Here is a 15,704-nt window from a genome sequence, read left to right on the forward strand (position 1 = left end):
CGATTGCCCGGCACCGAAAGCAGTCAGGCTTTGACCCAGCGTTGACGGCTCCAGCTACTCAATGTATCGACGGCGAGTACCAGTAACAGCATGGCCAGAATAACCGTGCTGGCTTGAGCTTCCTGGAACAGGCTGAGGCTGACATAGAGCATTTGCCCCAAACCACCGGCGCCGACGAAGCCGAGCACACTGGCCATGCGGATATTGTTTTCCCAGCGGTACAGGATGTAGGCCAATAGCTGTGGCAACAGGTTGGGCAGTGTGCCGTAACAGAAAGCCCATACGGCATTGCCGCCCTGCAGGCGGATGGCTTCGGCGGGTTCTGGTGGGGTGTTTTCCAGCGCTTCGGCGAACAGCCGGCCGAGCACGCCGGTGGTGTGCAGGGCTAATGCCAGGGTACCGGCATTGGGGCCGAGACCGGCGGCAAGGACCATCAACGCGGCCCACACCAGTTCCGGAACCGCGCGCAAGGCGTTGAGCACCAGACGCGATGCGCTCTGCAGTGGCCAGCCGAAGCGCCCGGCCGCAGGCAATGCCAACAGCAGACCGAATACCGCCGCGAGCAGGGTGCCAAGCGCGGACATGGCAATGGTTTCCAGGGCGCCGTGGCCGATGGCTTGCAGATGGCCCGAACTCAGGTCCGGGCTGAGAAAACGCTGCGCATAAGCGCCCATCTGCTTCAGGTTGCCAGTGCTGCCCAGCTCCCCGAGGTCGATGCCCAGGTAGTTGAACGAGGCGACGACCGCTGCGCCGATGCAGAGCAGCAGTGCCAGATTGATCAGACGATTCATGCCAGCCTCCAGCGCAGCAGGCGGCTGAGTTGATCGGCGAGCAGCACCAGTACGAGGAACGTCAGTAACAAACTGGCCACTTCACCTCCAGCGAACATGCGCAACGACAGATCCATTTGCTGGCCCAGACCGCCGGCACCGACAAAGCCCATCACCACCGAGGCGCGGATTGCGCATTCCCAGCGGTACACCGTGTACGACAGCAGCTCCGCAGCGACATTGGGCAGGATCCCGTAGCAGAAGGCTGCGAGCCGACCGCTGCCCGATTGCAGTAGCGCGTGAGCCGGACGCTGGTCGACCGACTCGAAAATTTCCGCATAGACCTTGCCCAACATGCCGCTGTAGGTAATGGCAATGGCCAGCACCCCGGCAGTCGGGCCGAGGCCGACAGCGCGCACGAACAGCAGGGCCCAGACGATTTCCGGCACGCTGCGCAGGAAGATCAGTAAACCGCGTATGGGCCAACGTAGCAGTTGGCCCCAATAACTCGGGTGGCCGGCCCGGGAGGCAGCAGACAGCGACAGAGCGCGGCTGGCCAACAGGCTGGCGGGGACTGCCAACAGCAACGCCAGGGCCATGCCGGCCGTGGCGATGGCCAAGGTCTGCAGGGTGGCTTGCAACAACAGCTCAATGAACTCTTCGCCATGAGCCGGTGGCCAGAAGGCGGATACAAACCGGCCCATCTCGCTCTGACTGTCACTCGCCAGCAGCACACTGAGGTTCAACTCGCTGAAGTGGATGCCTGGCCATAGCAAGGCGAGGGCCAGCAAGGTGAGCAGCAGGCGGGGGCGGGTGGCGGGATCTCGGGTATCACGGGTCAGCATCGGGGAATCTGCACACTCAGGGGCGCCGGAGCAATCGGTGGGGACAGCAATTGTTCGTTGGCGTAGAGCTTGTCCAGTAACTCACGGTCGACTTCGCTGGCCTGAAGGTCGAACAGGATCTGTCCATCACGCAAGCCGATGATGCGCGAAAAGTGCGCCAGGGCCAGCTCCACCGCATGCAGGCTGGCGACCAGGGTGACGTTGTGCTGCCGGGCATGGCTACAGAGCACCGAAAGCGTGTGCTGGGCCAACACGGGGTCCATGGCCGATACCGGCTCATCGGCCAGCAACACCTCGGGCGCTTGGTACAACACGCGGGCAATGCCCACGCGCTGCAACTGTCCACCGGACAGTTGCTGGCATTGCGCGAACAACTTGTCACTCAGGTCCAGCTTGGCCAATGCCGCGCGTGCGCCCGGAATATCCAGTGGATGCACCAGGTTCAACAGGCTCTTGCCCAAACCCCACTGCCCCAGCTTTCCGGCCAGAACCGCGGTGACCACGCGCTGGCGCGGTGGCAGGGGAGGCGACTGATGTATCAGGCCGATGCGAGCGCGCAAACGCTGACGCTGACGGGCCGAAAGTTGCCAGGCTCGCTCGCCGAGCACCTGCAGCTCGCCGTTGCCCGGTCGCAGGGCGGTGGCCAGCAGGTTGAGCAGGCTCGACTTGCCCGCGCCGGACGGGCCGATGATGGCAACCTGTTCGCTTGCACCGATGTGCAGGTCCACGCCACGCAGCGCCTGGACGCCGTTGGCGTGGGTAAGGCTGACCTGGGTCAGACGCAATGTCATTTGAGCAGTTCGGCGGCGAGGGCGGCTTCCTCGATGCCCTTATAGTTCTCAGGCTTGGTTTCGATGAATCGGCTGGCGGCCTGCAGATCCAGAATCTCCTTGTCCGCAGGCTTCGCCGGATCGAGCGCCAGGAAGGCGGCCTTGATTTTGGCCGCCAGCGCCGGGTCGAGGGTCCCGCGCACCGTCCAGTTGTAGTCGAAGTAGGCCGGGGTGGTCGCAAACACTCTAACCTTGGTGGTGTCGACTTTGCCGGCGGCGACCAGTTTTTCCCACACGCTGGCGTTCAGTACGCCGGCGTCGACCTTGCCGGCCTGGACCCAGGCGACAGTGGCGTCATGGGCGCCGGAGTAGCCCACTCGGCTGAAGTAGGTTTCTGGTTTGATGCCATCCTTCAACATGAAATAACGCGGCATGAGACTGCCTGAAGTGGAGGACACCGAGCCGAATGCAAAGGTCTTGCCCTTGAGATCGGCGAGGGACTTGACGGCAGGGTCGGCGGTGATGAATTTGCTGGTGAATTGGGCGTCCTGTTCGCGCTGTACCAGCGGAATGGCATTGCCGGTTTTCAGACGTGCCTGCACGAACGTGAAGCCGCCCAGCCAGGCCAGGTCAATGCGGTCGGTGGCCAGCGCCTCGACCACGGCTGGATAGTCACTCACCGGCACGAACTCCACCTTCATGCCCAACTGTTGTTCCAGATAGGCGCCAAGCGGCTTGAACTTGCGAAGCAGTTCGGTAGGGGCTTCATCGGGAATCGCGCTGACTTTCAGCGTATCGGCGGCCTGCGCCAACAGGGTGCAAAATGACAGGGTCAAGCCGATGGCCAATGCCAGGGTGCGCTTGAGCATGGAAAATCTCCGGTGTATTAACGAAAGAGTGTCGAGGCGCCAAGCATGCCTGGCGCGTTGTGAGGGTAGACGAAAGGAGCGATATTGACCGGTTTTGGCCCAATTGCAATCTGTTGCGAAGGGTGACAGTCGACCCGAAGCTCCATAGCGTCAGTGCCACATCTTCGTCGCTAGAACGAGGGGGTGTATTTTACGCTGAACATGACGTTTCGCGGCTCACCAAAGTTGTTGTTGCCATTCAGTTGGTTGTATCCCGCCATGTAGTAGGACTTGTCAAACAGGTTGTTGGCGTTGAGTGCCAGACCGATCTCGGGGGAGAGTTGGTACCCGAGGCGGGCGTTCCATACGGTGTAACCTGGCACCTGGTAAGTGCGTTCGTAACCCAGGGTGTGACTTTGGGTGGTGAAGCCCAGACCGGTGCTGACTCGGTTCCAGTCGCCACTGAACTGGTAGTCGCTCCAGACCCGCAGCATGTGTTTTGGCGTCCATTGGCTGAAGACTTTACCTTCGTCGACCGGATCTTCAAGGTATTTAGTGGTGTTGTAGGTGTAGCCAGCGAACAATTGCAAACCGCTGAGCACTTCACCGCTGATTTCTGCTTCGATCCCCTGGCTGCGAACTTTCCCCGCGGCCGTCGAGCAATACCAGCCGTCGCAGGCGAAACCCGAGGCGACGTCGTTGACGGCACGGTTTTCCTGGTCGTAGCGGAACACGGCGAGGGAGGTGTTGACCCGGCCATCCATCAGCTCGCCCTTAAGGCCGATTTCGTAGTTGGTGCCGATCACCGGTTTGAGCACCGAGCCGCTCGCAGTGCGTGCGGTCTGTGGTTCGAATACGTCGGTGTAGCTGGCATAGACCGCCCATTCGTGGCTCAGGTCATAGACGATGCCGGCGTAGGGCGTGACTTCCCCGGTTTCGTGCATGGCGCTTGGAGTATTGGCGATAGAGAGGTTGGTAAAGGCCGCCTGGTTCGCAGACGTGTAACTGTAGTCATACCAGCTGACCCGAGAGCCGAGTACCAGGGTCAACGGCTCGAATGGCTTGATTCGCCAGCTGCCATACAGGCCTTTTTGACGGATGTCGTACTTGCTGGTGGTCGCACGGCCGCCAACGGTATTGAGCAAACCTTCGTAGCTGATTTCGGGGCGGTCGTGGTCGATCTCGAAAATGCTATCGCTGGTGTTATTGAAGGTTCGCGCGTAACGGTCATCCGTGGTCATCTTGGCGTAATTGCCGCCCAGCGTGATTTCTTGCTGCATGGACAAGGCTTCAAAGCGCCCGGTCAGGTTCATGTCCAGACCGATCTTGGTGGAGTCGAAGTCCGTGACCCAATCGGCGTATTGCATGCCACTGCCGTCGGCGTTGAGGCCGGCCCCGGAGGTTTGCACCCGCTGGTGGGTGGATTTGTTCTCTTCACTCATGCGCACTGCGCCGACCTTGAAGGCCCAGTCATCGTTGAAACGATGCTCCAGATCGGCATAGACGGTGGTGACGTCGATGTCCGAATGGTTCCAGCGAGCGCCCGAGTAGGTTGAACGCGAGACGTCAACAGGGTCGCCGTTAGCGTAGCGAGGCAGGCCACGCAGCATCGGGCGCGATTCGGCGTCGGAGCGGCTGACCGCCAGGCCCAGGGTGGTGTCGTCGCGCAGATCGATATCCAGAGCGCCGTACAGCGAGTGGGTCTTGCTCCATTCGTAGTCGATGAATGAACCACTCTGGTCCTCGTCGGCAACGAAGCGTCCACGCACGGTGCCGGTCTGGTTCAGCGGCCCGCCGGCGTCCAGTTGCAGGCCGTAGTGATCCCAGGAGCCGGCCTTGCCGGTGAGGGTCACGGTCGGTGCGTTCTGGCCGCGTTTGCGCACCAGGTTGATCGCCCCGCCGGGGCTGCCTGTGCCCTGAAGCAATCCGGATGCGCCGCGCAGCACCTCCATGCGATCGAAGAAGATCAGATCCTGCGTGGCCCAATTGCCCAGCGTGTAGGTGTTGCGCGGGATCGGCACGCCGTCGTACTGCCAGTCATCGATCTGAAAACCGCGAGAGGTCAGAATCATGCCCTTGCCCACGCCTTGAACGCCAACCAGTCCGGTGGTCTGGTTGGCTGCGTCTTTGAGGTCGGTCAGGCCCTGGTCATCCATTTGTTTGCGGGTCATCACCGTGACCGACTGCGGAATTTCCTTGAGCGTGTGCGTACCCTTGCCGATAGTCACCGACCGCGCGGCATAGGAACCCGAGCCTTCGGTGGTGGCATCGACGCTGTGCTCGACGATACTGGTCATGTCCAGTTGCAGCGTTGCGTTGCTGTCCGTGACCGGCTCGACGCTGAAGTTGCCTTGCTCGGTCACCCGCAACTGCAGGCCGCTACCCGTCAGTGCCACGTGCATCGCCTGTTCAGCAAGCATCTGGCCGATCACCACCGGCGCCTGTTTGCCCTGCACCAGCGAAGGCTCCAGTGAAACGATATGCCCGCTTTGGCTGGCGATGGCATTCAGCGTGCTCGCCAGTGAGCCGGCTGGCAAGTTGAAGGTCAGGCTTTGCGTCTGGGCCAGAGTGGGGCTGGTCAGGGTTGCCAGGGCAACGGCAACGGAAAGGGTGTGGGACCACGGGTTGAGCACAGCATTCTCCTGATCGTATGGAAGTGTCAGGAGATAGGTGGGACGAGAAATGAAAACCGGACACGAATGAGAGTGATTTTCAAAAAAAATTATTTGGCACGAATCAGCGTCACCCAGGGGCTGTAGCGGTCCACGCGTATTGGCAGGGTTTCGGCCAGGGCGGTGAAGGCCCGATCGGGGTCGTTGAGCGGGAAAACGCCCTGGACGCGCAAATTGCGAACTTCGGGTGCGACCCGTACAAAGCCCCGACTGTAGGGGCGTAGAGCGTCGATGACCTGATGCAGTGGATCATCCAGCACGTTCAGCCGCCCGCTGAGCCAGTCGGAGCGATGGCGCTGGTCGCCGGTAATGGGGATTATCTGCCGGTCATATAACAAGGCTGACTGACCTTCTTGCAGATCAAGCGTTGGACCGTTGAACAGCCGAGCTTCGACCGAATGCTGCAGCACCACCACTCGACTGGCGTCCTGCTCCTTAGCAACCAGGAAACGAGTGCCCAGTGCACGTATTTCACCCTGTGCGGTACGCACGCGCAGCGGACGTTGGGGATCGGCGGCTACCTGAATCACCAGCTCTCCACGGCGCAGCACCACCAGCCTTTGCTTGTCATCGAAGTACAGGTCCACCGCACTGTCGGCGTTCAGGCTCAGGCGACTGCCGTCGGCCAGATTGAAGTGCTGACGCTCTCCGGTTCCGGTGTGCAGATCAGCCAGTAGCGAGTCGCCCAGCGGACTGCGAGCAGCCAGCCACAAGCCGCCCCCGAGCAAACCCAAGCCGGCGATCACACGGAGTGCGTCGCGGCGCGAACCATGGGGCTGCAGCAACAGTTGGCGGGCTTCACCGGCTTGACCGGGCACCCGTCGATCCAGCGCGCGAACCGTGTTGAAGGAACCACCGAGACATTCCTGCAATGTTGCCCAGGCCTGAGCGTGCGCAGGATCCATAACCAGCCACGCGTTGAAACGCTCTTGCAGTACGGCATCGGGCGTACCGGCGCGCAGCCTCACCATCCAGTCAATGGCCTGCTCACTGACAGGATCCAGGCGCGGCTTGCTCATGGCGATAATTCGCTCAGGTAGCACTGCTGCAATGCCTGTTTCATGTAGCGGCTGACCGTGCGTTCCGACAGCCCCAGCTTGTGCGAAATAGCCACGTAACTCAGACCGTCCAGTTGGCTGTAGAGGAAAGTCGCCTTGACCACAACAGGCAAACCGTCGAGCGCCCGGTCGATCGCGACCAGCGCCTGGATCAACTGCAACTGTTCTTCGGGGGAGGGTGCTAGCGCTTCGGGCAGCGTAGACAGGCGTTCCAGGTAAGCTAACTCCAACTTGCGCCGGCGATGACGATCGTAAATCAGCCGTCGAGCGATCGTTGAAAGGTACGCACGAGGTTGTTCGATGCTGTCGGGGTCAACGCGGGCCACCAGCATCTGGTAAAACGTATCGCCGACGGTATCTTCGGCATCCGCGCGATTGCGTAGACGCCGCTGAATATGCTGCAGCAGCCAACGATGGTGGTCGCTGAAAAAGAAGCCCAGCTTGCTGGTCGGGAGAGAGTGCACCGGTCGTTTTTCCAGATGTTAGTGTAAATCGTTCTCAATACTACCTGTGTGATGATGGCCGCTGCAATCTCTCTAATGCCCGGTGAACGAAGCGATCCGAAGGTCTCGCCCCTCGGGTATTTTGCTAATTACCATCCGCCACCTTGCGTTCTATCTCCGCTATTTTTCGCCTGAGCTCTTCAGCCTCCAGCTCCTGGGCGTGAGTTTGATTTACTCCTTCGACGTCATTATCGCTGTCCTCAAGTTCTCCTTCGACCACATCGACGGGTTTGCCAGACGTATCGGCAGGCGGGACGTTCGAGGTCGTTTCTGATTCGTCGTCATTAACACGGTGATCATTGTTCATTTCGCTCACCTCCATTGGCCTACATATTGGATTCAGCGGTAAGGAGGGAGTTCGATGATAAAGACCCCCTTCTTCACGGCTTTCAACTGGCCTGATCGATCGCATAATGGCGCTAGGGCTTTTTGAGCTTTTGCCGTTAGCATTACGCTTTATTAGCGCACCAAATGACAGGTTGGTTAACGTAACCGAGTGGGCCGAACATTGATCGAACGACGTCAATTCAGCGGAGGCATGAAGGGGAAAAACCTCCGCTATCTGAATGAAAATCCTGGCGAGCCTGCTCGAATGACTCGAGCGGGCTTTTTGCTGCTCGAGCATTTCTCGCTGCCCGCGTTCACGCAAGCGCTGGATACGATCGTCACCGCGAATCTTCTGCGCCCCGGCTTGTTCTCTTCCCGAACGTTCGGCTTGAATGAGGGGGAGGTCATCAGCGATCTGGGCCTGGTCATTCGGCCGGATGCACGTATCGATTCTTCAGCCATTCACGACCTGGACCTGCTGGTCATTTGCGGTGGCTACAGGACAGAACTGAAGGCGACTGATGAGTTCATCAGCCTGTTGCGAACGGCGGCAGATCAGGGCGTCAGTCTGGCCGGGTTGTGGAATGGGGCATGGTTCCTGGGCAGCGCAGGCTTGCTCGATGGATACCGTTGCGCCATTCACCCCGAACATCGTCCCGCACTCGCGGAAATCTCCAAGGCGACGCATGTCACCAGTGAGCCCTATGTCATCGACCGAGACCGGCTCACCGCGTCCAGTCCGTCTGGCGCATTTCATATGGCGTTGGACTGGATCAAGGAACTGCACGATAAAGCCCTGGTCGAGGGAATCGAGGACATTCTCGCTTTCGAGGAGTCTCGCTACCGGCGCATCAAACCGGCTGAAAATATCTGTGTGAGCGCGCCGTTGCGAGAGGTGGTCAAGCTGATGGACGCCAACCTCGAAGAGCCTTTGGAGTTGGAGCAGCTGGCGGTCTACGCCGGCCGTTCCCGGCGACAACTCGAACGCTTGTTCAAGGAGCAACTCGGGACAACGCCGCAGCGATATTACATGGAGCTGCGCATCACCGAAGCGCGTCGACTGCTTCAGCACACAGAGCTGTCACAGGTAGATGTGTTGGTTGCCTGTGGCTTTGTGTCGCCCAGTCATTTCAGCAAGTGCTATAGCTCGTACTTTGGCTACAGGCCTTCCAAGGAAAAACGGCTGGTCAAATAGCCGCTTTTTGAGTCCCGGCGAGGGTCTCCCGACGGCGCAAAATCTGCCGTCAGGAATGGCCCGGTGGTAGCCGCTCGCAGGAGCGGGGCCACCGGACAAGTCCGCGGACTCAGCCCTTGGCCGCCATCGCGGTGACTTCCACGCGCATACCTTCGACCGCCAGGGACGCCACGCCAACAGCGGCGCGAACCGGCCAGGGCTTGGCGAAGAAGCGCTTGTAGACCTCGTTGAAAGCGGCGCGGTCAGCCATGTCGGTGAGGTAGATGGTCAGATGCAGAACCCGATCCATGGAACTGCCGGCAAGCTCCAGTGCCACCTTGAGTGCTTGCAGAGTGCATTCGCTCTGCTCGGCGATGCCGCCCAGCTCCAGACTGCCGTCGGCGCGGGTAGGGATCTGAGTGGAGACCAGCAGGCCGCCGAAACCGGCGACGTCGGAAGAGATGGATTCCGGGTCTGGGTCGGGGAGAAAGGTGATGTCGTGGTTTGCCATGGGGGATCTCTTGTTTGAGGGGGTAGGTCAGTTTACAGCACGAGACTATCTGCCAGCCTCACGGCCTGCTGAGTCGCGGCCTTGCGCGCACTCAGGTCAACGTCTTCCCCCAGAATGGTTTTCTCGACAATCACCGAATGCACATCGCTCACGCCGATAAATTGCAGCCAGGCTTCCACGTAGGGCTTCTGAAAGTCGAAGCGCTCCGCTGGTGTGATCGATTGCGCCGAAAAATCCAGGCCGCGGGCGTACATCACCACGGCGGTTTTATTGTGCAGCATGCCTTCCAGACCGCGTTCCGGATCGAAGCTGAACAAAATGTCTTTCTGCGACACCAAGTCGATGAAGTGTTTGAGTTTGTACGGGATGCTGAAATTCCACAGCGGTACGGACATCACCAGGACGTCTGCGCGGTGCAGGTACGCGGCCAGATCTTTCAAGGTGTTCCAGGCGTCTTGCTGCGCCGGGGTCAAGGACGTGCCATTGAGCCCGGCGTATTTGGCGTCCATTGCCAGCTCATCGAATTCCGGCAGAACCCTGTTCCAAAGGTCGAGGGTGATGATTTCGGTGTCCGGGGTATTTTCTTGATAGCGCGCAATGAAGCTGCGGGCGACTTCAAGGGAGGCCGATCGCTGTTTGCGCGGGGAGCATTCGATATGCAGAAGGGTGGTCATGGCGTGTCTCGGACGGGAAGTTGGATCATTGCAACATAGTTTTATTTGGAATATAAATCGTGAATAAATAAGCCATTAATCACGAATAGAACTATGTTCGATGTGCTGTTGTTAAAAACCTTTGTCACCGTCGTCGATGAAGATGGTTTCAGCCGCGCAGCCGACAAGCTGCACCTGACTCAATCTGCGGTCAGCGGTCATTTGCGGCGACTGGAAGAACAGATCGGTAAACCGCTGTTGAAGCGTACGACCCGTTCCCAGCAATTGACGCCCGATGGCGAGCGCCTGATCGCTTATGCGCGGACGATCCTCGCGTTGAACCGTGATGCCTGGGCGCAACTGACGCGCACACCGTTTCACGGGCGGGTGCGGATCGGGGTGTCGGAGGATTTTGTCGAAGCGCGATTGCTGCGGGCTTTTCAGGATTTCGCGGCGCAGTACCCAGGCATGGAAATCGACGTGCAGGTGGGTATTCCTGGCACATTGCTGAACCTGATGAAGCAAGGCGATCTTGAGCTGGTCATCGGTTCTCTGTGCGAAACCAGTGAAGCAGGGTTGCTACTGTGGCAAGAACCGCTGGTGTGGGCCTGGTCGGCGCAACCCGTCACCCGGTTACCGACACCGTTGCCGCTGGCGCTGTTCCCTGCGCCCTGTCCTTATCGTGAGATAGCGCTGAGGCGGCTGGCTCAGGCGGGGATCGCCCAACGTACGGCGATGTCATGCACCAGCACCGCCGGGTTGCGGGCGGCGGCATTGGCGGGTTTCGCGGTGGCGCCCATGGCGGTCAGTCAATTGGGGCAAGGACTGGCGGCTCTGGGGCTGGAGCAAGGGTTGCCGGATTTGCCGGCTGCGCAGTTTCGGTTGTTTACCTCTGCTGAAGCGGATCAGACGATTGTCGCAGCGCTCACTCAGCTGATTGTGGAGTATTGCTCCACGCGAAGGGCTTGACCGTCATCGGCGTGCGGCCCGGCGGTCGTGAGATAGACTGATCAGCGGGCATCGAACGGTGGGGGTGGCAGGTGGCGCGCTTCAGATGGAATCGCTGATCACGGCAGCGGCCCGTGCGCTCGCGGCGGGTGATCCCCTCGGCGCGCTGAACCGCATCGCCTTGCGCGACGATGCGCCAGCCCTCGCGCTTCGCGGCATCGCGATGGCGCAGTTGGGTGACCTTGTGCGAGCGAAGGCACTGGTGCGCAGCGCCGCACGTGCTTTCGGGCCGAAAGAGGCTTTGGCCCGGGCGCGATGTGTCGTCGCCGAGGCCGAAATCGCGCTCGCCTCGCGGGACCTGAACTGGCCAACCAAGGCACTCGACGCCGCGCGAGCGACACTTCAGGCACACGGCGATGGGGTCAACGCCGCCCATGCGCGGTACCTCGAGATCCGCCGCTTGTTGCTGATCGGGCACCTTGACGAGGCTGAACACCGACTCGCCGAGCTCGATCCGACGCCGTTACCACCCGCATCGAGAGCGGCCTACGAACTGGTCGTGGCGGGCATCGCGATGCGCCGCCTGCAAACAAAAGCGGCGCGCGTTGCACTCGAACGGGCCGAGCGTGCCGCACAACACGCCGCTATCCCCGCGTTGACGGCCGAGGTCGAAAACGCCGCCCGCATCCTCGACACGCCGGCGGCGCGGCTGATTGTCGGTGGCCAGGAACGGCCGCTGCTGCTCGATGAAATTGAAGCCTTATTGGCATCCCCGACGCTGGTCGTGGACGCGTGCCGGTATGTCGTGCGCGACGCAGGCTCGGCGGTTTCACTCGCCCGGCGGCCGGTGCTATTCGCACTCGCCCGGGCGTTGGGCGAAGCGTGGCCCGCCGACGTGCCGAGGGAGACGCTGATTGCGCGCGCCTTTCGGATGAAGTTCGCGGATGACTCCTATCGCGCGCGGTTGCGCGTAGAACTCGGGCGGTTGCGCGCGGCGCTGCACCAGATCGCCGACGTCGTCGCGACCCCGCGAGGGTTTGCGCTGGTGCCGCACGATGCGCGTGACGTCGTGGTGCTGGCGCGGCCTGTCGAAGAGCAGCATGCGACGCTGCTCGCCTTCCTCTCCGACGGCGAATCGTGGTCGAGTTCGGCCCTGGCGTTGGCGCTTGGCGCCAGTCAGCGCACCGTGCAACGAGCCCTCGACACGCTGGTGGCTGCCGCCAAGGTGCAGTCATTCGGTCATGGTCGCGCGCGGCGCTGGATGACCCCGCCGGTTCCGGGATTCGCGACGGTATTGTTACTCACAGGGTTGCTGCCCAATGACTAGCATCCACTTCACCAACCCAGTGAATGCAGTCAGTGAACGAGGAGCAAGACATGAAACATTCAACAGCCGAAATCATCCGCGAATACGGACCTTTTCCAGGCGTCGACAGCGTGCATGGCGTCACCCATGACGGCCAGCAGGTCTGGTTTGCCTCCGGTGACAAACTCAACGCCCTGGATCCTGCGAGCGGCAAGACGCTGCGCTCGATCGATGTCGCGGCCCATGCCGGCACAGCCTTCGACGGTCAGCACCTGTTTCAGATCGCCGAGGATCGCATCCAGAAAATCGACCCACAGACCGGCCGCGTGCTCTCCACCATCCCCGCGCCCGGCGGCGGTGGTGACTCGGGGCTTGCATGGGCCGAAGGGACGCTCTGGGTCGGCGAATATCGCGAGCGCAAGATTCATCAGGTCGATCCCCAGACCGGGGCAGTGCTGCGCACGCTCGAATCCAACCGCTTCGTCACCGGTGTGACCTGGGTCGAGGGCGACCTGTGGCACGGCACCTGGGAAGGGGAAGAGAGCGAGTTGCGGCGAGTCGACCCGGCCACGGGCGAGGTGTTGGAGAGCGTCCAGATGCCAGCTGGCATCGGCGTGTCGGGACTTGAGTTCGATGGCCACGACCGGTTTTTCTGTGGCGGCGGCAACAGCGGGAAGGTGAGGGCGGTGCGCCGGCCTGAATGAGCCTTTGTGGCGCAAGTCTCGGGTCGTACCGCAGTGCGCGAATGCAACTAATCTACAGTGGCCGAGCGAGACCTTTTGAGGGACTCAAGCCATGCAACCGAAGGAACATCCGCGATACGACCTGGCGCTGTTGATCGTGTTTCTTTTGATCGTCGCAGCGCTGGGTATTTCACCCCATAGCCGAGTGGATTGGTTCCTGGAAAATCTGCTGGCCCTGCTGCTGGTGATGGTCCTGGTGGGCGTCTCCCGACGGTTCCGTCTGTCTGCCGTTTCCATCAGTCTGGTGTTCGTATTCCTCTGTATTCATGAACTCGGGTCGCACTACACCTATGCGCTGGTGCCCTACGACCGCTGGTGCTCAGCCTTGACCGGGGTCAGCCTGAACAAAACCCTTGGGCTGGAACGCAATCATTACGATCGACTGGTCCATCTGACGTATGGACTCTTGATGGTGTATCCGATTCGGGAAGTGCTTGTGCGAATCACGCCGCTGCGGGGTTTCTGGGTGGGTTTTATCGCGCTGAACATCGTGCTGTCGACCTCGGCTGTCTATGAAATCGTGGAATGGATAGGCGGGCAGTTCTTGGGAGAAGACACGGCGAAGGCATTTGTCGCTGCACAAAATGACCCATGGGACTCTCAGGCCGACATGGCGCTGGCAGTGGGAGGCGCGTTCTTCACGCTATTGGTTGTGTGGTTCCGGCGCCGATTGTTTTATCGAAATGTTCAATTAAATGTCTCCGAAAAAAATTCATAAAATTTATAGAGTGTTCTAATTGAATGATGTCGATAAGCCGCTAATGTAAAGTTGATGTAACACTTCGGATGTGTACGCAATAGTTGTTTTGCCGACGAATAGCGTTGAACTTATTTGGTCTCGGATAGTATCGATGTTATTGCAGTGTGCCTGCAATTTGGCAGGTGTTTTTATCTGGTAACAAGACGCATTAAGGCAAGGCTAAATTGTGCTGTATATTTATACAAATAGCTTTGTTGTTCAGCTTTTTATAGTCGTAATATATTGAATATAAACGATATTATTTTGGTTATTTGCTTAGTGTTTCAGGTTATTGATAATTGCGACTCGTGATGTTTAGTGGCGATATTTTGGCAATGGCAGTGTCAAAAAATAACCCGATAATTAGTCGGGCATTTTTCTGACGGGGTGCTAGTGTTGGTAGTCTTGTGTTGGATCACACTTGGGTGCTTCTTAGGGGGAGTGCATCATGTCGACTCCAAATCCTCGTATTGCAGTTTTCGGTAATAGGGTTGCCAGTTCTAATGTCCCGGAACTTGAACACTTTTCGGATCTAAGCAGTTTATTGGCTGCGCCTGTATTCGATGTTCTATTGCTTGATATGCCAGCGGCTTATGCCGGGCGAGTGTTGCGCAAATTGCGCTCGACGCCGGCGTATCGCTACCAGCTCGTTTATTGCTGTCGAGACCAGGACGGCTGGTGTGAAGCACTGGGCGATGGCGCATGCCCCGCCGAAACCAGCGAAATAAAAATGCTCTGGGAGATCTGGCGAGAACGCTTCAACCTGTTCCGGCAGGGTTCTGCGCCCGAGCGGTTTGAAAGTCGGGTGCTGTCGTGGCTGTGGTTGCGTGCCAACGCCCATGTGTATGCCCTGCGCGACCCCGAAGTCCCCCAGCATTATCGTTATCCGCTGCTCGAAGCACTGGCGGATGCCGAGCAGGTCAACCCGTTTGTCTGGCTCAGTTTGATGGTGCAGCACGACTGGCTGGAAGAGGGCGTGCTGGTCGATCGCGTTCGTCTGTGTTCGGACTGTGGCTCGGGGCGCCTCAATTACATTGATGTGTGCGCCGAATGCCAGGCGATGGACATTTCGCGGCAGCCGTCGTTGCACTGCTTCACCTGCGGTCACGTGGGTCATCAGGAGTCGTTTCTCAAGGATGGCGTGTTGCTCTGCCCCAACTGTCTGAACCGTTTGCGGCACATCGGCAGTGACTATGATCGCCCTTTGGAAAACTACCGCTGCCGCTCATGCCAGGCGTTTTTTGTCGACGCCGATGTGCAGGCGCGCTGCCTGGATTGCGGCTTGTCCCACGCGCCCGACAAGTTGCGCATACGCGAAGTTCGAGACTTTCGTCTGACGGAGGCAGGGCGCTTCCGTTGTCGCCAGGATTTCAACGATCGATCGATCGACCATTTCGGCCGTCTCAATTTGTTGGGCGGCAAGGATTTCTTCGAGCTTTTGACCTGGCAGCTTCAGGTGGTGCGTCGTTACAAGCAGCCGGCGTTCTCATTGATCGGCCTGCGCTTCGTCAATCTGGCCGGTACGCTGGCGCGTCTTGGTGAGCACCGCGGGCATGCCTTCATCGATAGCCTGACGGATCGCCTGAAAGAATCCGTCAGGGAAACCGATCGCTGCTCGCGAAGCACCGAAGAGTTCTTCTGGGTCATGCTGCCGCACACGGATGGCAAAGGGCTGGAGTTCGTCGCCCAGCGCTTGAGCCGGGTCGCCGAATTGTTTTCCGCGCCGGAGGTCAGTGATATTTCCCTGCGTGTCGTCAGTTTCACGGCCCCCGGGGATTTGCTCGAGAAAGAAGACGGTGAGCTGTTGCTGGCCCGTCTTGCCAGTGAGTTGATTTAA

General features: G+C 59.7%; 16 protein-coding genes. 6 read left to right on the top strand and 10 right to left on the bottom strand.

Going from position 1 to position 15,704, the window contains the following annotated elements:
* Positions 1 to 23: 23 nt before the first annotated feature.
* The 8 genes from phnE to BK662_RS22810 form a co-directional block, all read right to left on the bottom strand.
* Positions 24 to 791 (bottom strand): phosphonate ABC transporter, permease protein PhnE, encoded by a 768-nt coding sequence (gene phnE / locus BK662_RS22775; RefSeq protein ID WP_123359891.1) that lies wholly within the window; start codon positions 789 to 791, stop codon positions 24 to 26.
* Positions 788 to 1,615: a PhnE/PtxC family ABC transporter permease gene (locus BK662_RS22780; protein WP_123359890.1), complete on the bottom strand. Its 828-nt coding sequence runs from the start codon at positions 1,613 to 1,615 to the stop codon at positions 788 to 790. Before BK662_RS22780 ends, phnE begins: the two co-directional genes overlap by 4 nt.
* Positions 1,609 to 2,406 carry a phosphonate ABC transporter ATP-binding protein gene (locus BK662_RS22785; RefSeq protein ID WP_123359889.1) on the bottom strand — a complete coding sequence of 266 codons (798 nt, stop codon included), beginning with the start codon at positions 2,404 to 2,406 and terminating at the stop codon, positions 1,609 to 1,611. The genes BK662_RS22780 and BK662_RS22785 overlap by 7 nt, the downstream gene beginning before the upstream one ends.
* Complete coding sequence (locus tag BK662_RS22790) at positions 2,403 to 3,254, bottom strand: putative selenate ABC transporter substrate-binding protein (RefSeq protein ID WP_123359888.1); 852 nt, start codon at positions 3,252 to 3,254, stop codon at positions 2,403 to 2,405. Before BK662_RS22790 ends, BK662_RS22785 begins: the two co-directional genes overlap by 4 nt.
* 170 nt (positions 3,255 to 3,424) lie before the next feature.
* Positions 3,425 to 5,866: a TonB-dependent siderophore receptor gene (locus BK662_RS22795; RefSeq protein WP_123359887.1), complete on the bottom strand. Its 2,442-nt coding sequence runs from the start codon at positions 5,864 to 5,866 to the stop codon at positions 3,425 to 3,427.
* An 89-nt stretch (positions 5,867 to 5,955) separates the two neighbouring features.
* Positions 5,956 to 6,924: a FecR domain-containing protein gene (locus BK662_RS22800; protein ID WP_123359886.1), complete on the bottom strand. Its 969-nt coding sequence runs from the start codon at positions 6,922 to 6,924 to the stop codon at positions 5,956 to 5,958.
* The gene (locus BK662_RS22805; RefSeq protein ID WP_123359885.1) at positions 6,921 to 7,427 is read right to left on the bottom strand and encodes a sigma-70 family RNA polymerase sigma factor; all 507 of its coding nucleotides are present in this window, start codon (positions 7,425 to 7,427) and stop codon (positions 6,921 to 6,923) included. The genes BK662_RS22800 and BK662_RS22805 overlap by 4 nt, the downstream gene beginning before the upstream one ends.
* A 124-nt stretch (positions 7,428 to 7,551) precedes the next feature.
* Positions 7,552 to 7,773, bottom strand: coding sequence for a hypothetical protein (locus tag BK662_RS22810; protein WP_123359884.1), 222 nt, complete (start codon positions 7,771 to 7,773; stop codon positions 7,552 to 7,554).
* Between the two features lie 201 nt (positions 7,774 to 7,974).
* Here BK662_RS22810 and souR point away from each other — a divergent pair, with 201 nt between their 5' ends.
* Positions 7,975 to 8,988 (top strand): transcriptional regulator SouR, encoded by a 1,014-nt coding sequence (gene souR / locus BK662_RS22815; RefSeq protein WP_185047182.1) that lies wholly within the window; start codon positions 7,975 to 7,977, stop codon positions 8,986 to 8,988.
* Between the two features lie 109 nt (positions 8,989 to 9,097).
* Here souR and BK662_RS22820 read toward each other — a convergent pair whose 3' ends face one another.
* Together BK662_RS22820 and BK662_RS22825 are read right to left on the bottom strand one after the other, a co-directional pair.
* Positions 9,098 to 9,478 carry a RidA family protein gene (locus BK662_RS22820; RefSeq protein WP_038983873.1) on the bottom strand — a complete coding sequence of 127 codons (381 nt, stop codon included), beginning with the start codon at positions 9,476 to 9,478 and terminating at the stop codon, positions 9,098 to 9,100.
* A gap of 32 nt (positions 9,479 to 9,510) precedes the next feature.
* The gene (locus BK662_RS22825; RefSeq protein ID WP_123359882.1) at positions 9,511 to 10,152 is read right to left on the bottom strand and encodes an FMN-dependent NADH-azoreductase; all 642 of its coding nucleotides are present in this window, start codon (positions 10,150 to 10,152) and stop codon (positions 9,511 to 9,513) included.
* Between the two features lie 93 nt (positions 10,153 to 10,245).
* Between BK662_RS22825 and BK662_RS22830 the strand changes: the two genes are divergently transcribed.
* From BK662_RS22830 to BK662_RS22850, 5 genes are all read left to right on the top strand, one after another.
* A complete protein-coding gene (locus tag BK662_RS22830; protein ID WP_123359881.1) occupies positions 10,246 to 11,100 on the top strand; it encodes a LysR family transcriptional regulator in 855 nt (284 codons plus the stop codon).
* 85 nt (positions 11,101 to 11,185) lie between these two features.
* Positions 11,186 to 12,406 (top strand): helix-turn-helix domain-containing protein, encoded by a 1,221-nt coding sequence (locus BK662_RS22835; RefSeq protein WP_123359880.1) that lies wholly within the window; start codon positions 11,186 to 11,188, stop codon positions 12,404 to 12,406.
* 50 nt (positions 12,407 to 12,456) lie between these two features.
* A complete protein-coding gene (locus BK662_RS22840) occupies positions 12,457 to 13,089 on the top strand; it encodes a Vgb family protein (RefSeq protein ID WP_123359879.1) in 633 nt (210 codons plus the stop codon).
* A gap of 91 nt (positions 13,090 to 13,180) precedes the next feature.
* Entirely contained in the window at positions 13,181 to 13,846 is a 666-nt protein-coding gene (locus BK662_RS22845; protein WP_123359878.1) for a DUF2238 domain-containing protein, read from the top strand.
* A gap of 565 nt (positions 13,847 to 14,411) precedes the next feature.
* The gene (locus tag BK662_RS22850) at positions 14,412 to 15,704 is read left to right on the top strand and encodes a TackOD1 domain-containing metal-binding protein (RefSeq protein ID WP_311196293.1); all 1,293 of its coding nucleotides are present in this window, start codon (positions 14,412 to 14,414) and stop codon (positions 15,702 to 15,704) included.

Origin of the sequence: Pseudomonas frederiksbergensis (assembly GCF_003732275.1) — a bacterium.
Taxonomy (GTDB): Bacteria; Pseudomonadota; Gammaproteobacteria; order Pseudomonadales; family Pseudomonadaceae; genus Aquipseudomonas; species Aquipseudomonas frederiksbergensis_H.

Coding starts and splice junctions, on each gene's coding strand:
- BK662_RS22840 (WP_123359879.1), top strand. CDS start 12,457: ATGAAACATTCAACAGCCGAAATCATCCGCGAATACGGACCTTTTCCA.
- BK662_RS22790 (WP_123359888.1), bottom strand. CDS start 3,254: ATGCTCAAGCGCACCCTGGCATTGGCCATCGGCTTGACCCTGTCATTT.
- BK662_RS22820 (WP_038983873.1), bottom strand. CDS start 9,478: ATGGCAAACCACGACATCACCTTTCTCCCCGACCCAGACCCGGAATCC.
- BK662_RS22810 (WP_123359884.1), bottom strand. CDS start 7,773: ATGAACAATGATCACCGTGTTAATGACGACGAATCAGAAACGACCTCG.
- BK662_RS22780 (WP_123359890.1), bottom strand. CDS start 1,615: ATGCTGACCCGTGATACCCGAGATCCCGCCACCCGCCCCCGCCTGCTG.
- BK662_RS22785 (WP_123359889.1), bottom strand. CDS start 2,406: ATGACATTGCGTCTGACCCAGGTCAGCCTTACCCACGCCAACGGCGTC.
- BK662_RS22825 (WP_123359882.1), bottom strand. CDS start 10,152: ATGACCACCCTTCTGCATATCGAATGCTCCCCGCGCAAACAGCGATCG.
- BK662_RS22800 (WP_123359886.1), bottom strand. CDS start 6,924: ATGAGCAAGCCGCGCCTGGATCCTGTCAGTGAGCAGGCCATTGACTGG.
- BK662_RS22845 (WP_123359878.1), top strand. CDS start 13,181: ATGCAACCGAAGGAACATCCGCGATACGACCTGGCGCTGTTGATCGTG.
- BK662_RS22830 (WP_123359881.1), top strand. CDS start 10,246: ATGTTCGATGTGCTGTTGTTAAAAACCTTTGTCACCGTCGTCGATGAA.
- BK662_RS22835 (WP_123359880.1), top strand. CDS start 11,186: ATGGAATCGCTGATCACGGCAGCGGCCCGTGCGCTCGCGGCGGGTGAT.
- phnE (WP_123359891.1), bottom strand. CDS start 791: ATGAATCGTCTGATCAATCTGGCACTGCTGCTCTGCATCGGCGCAGCG.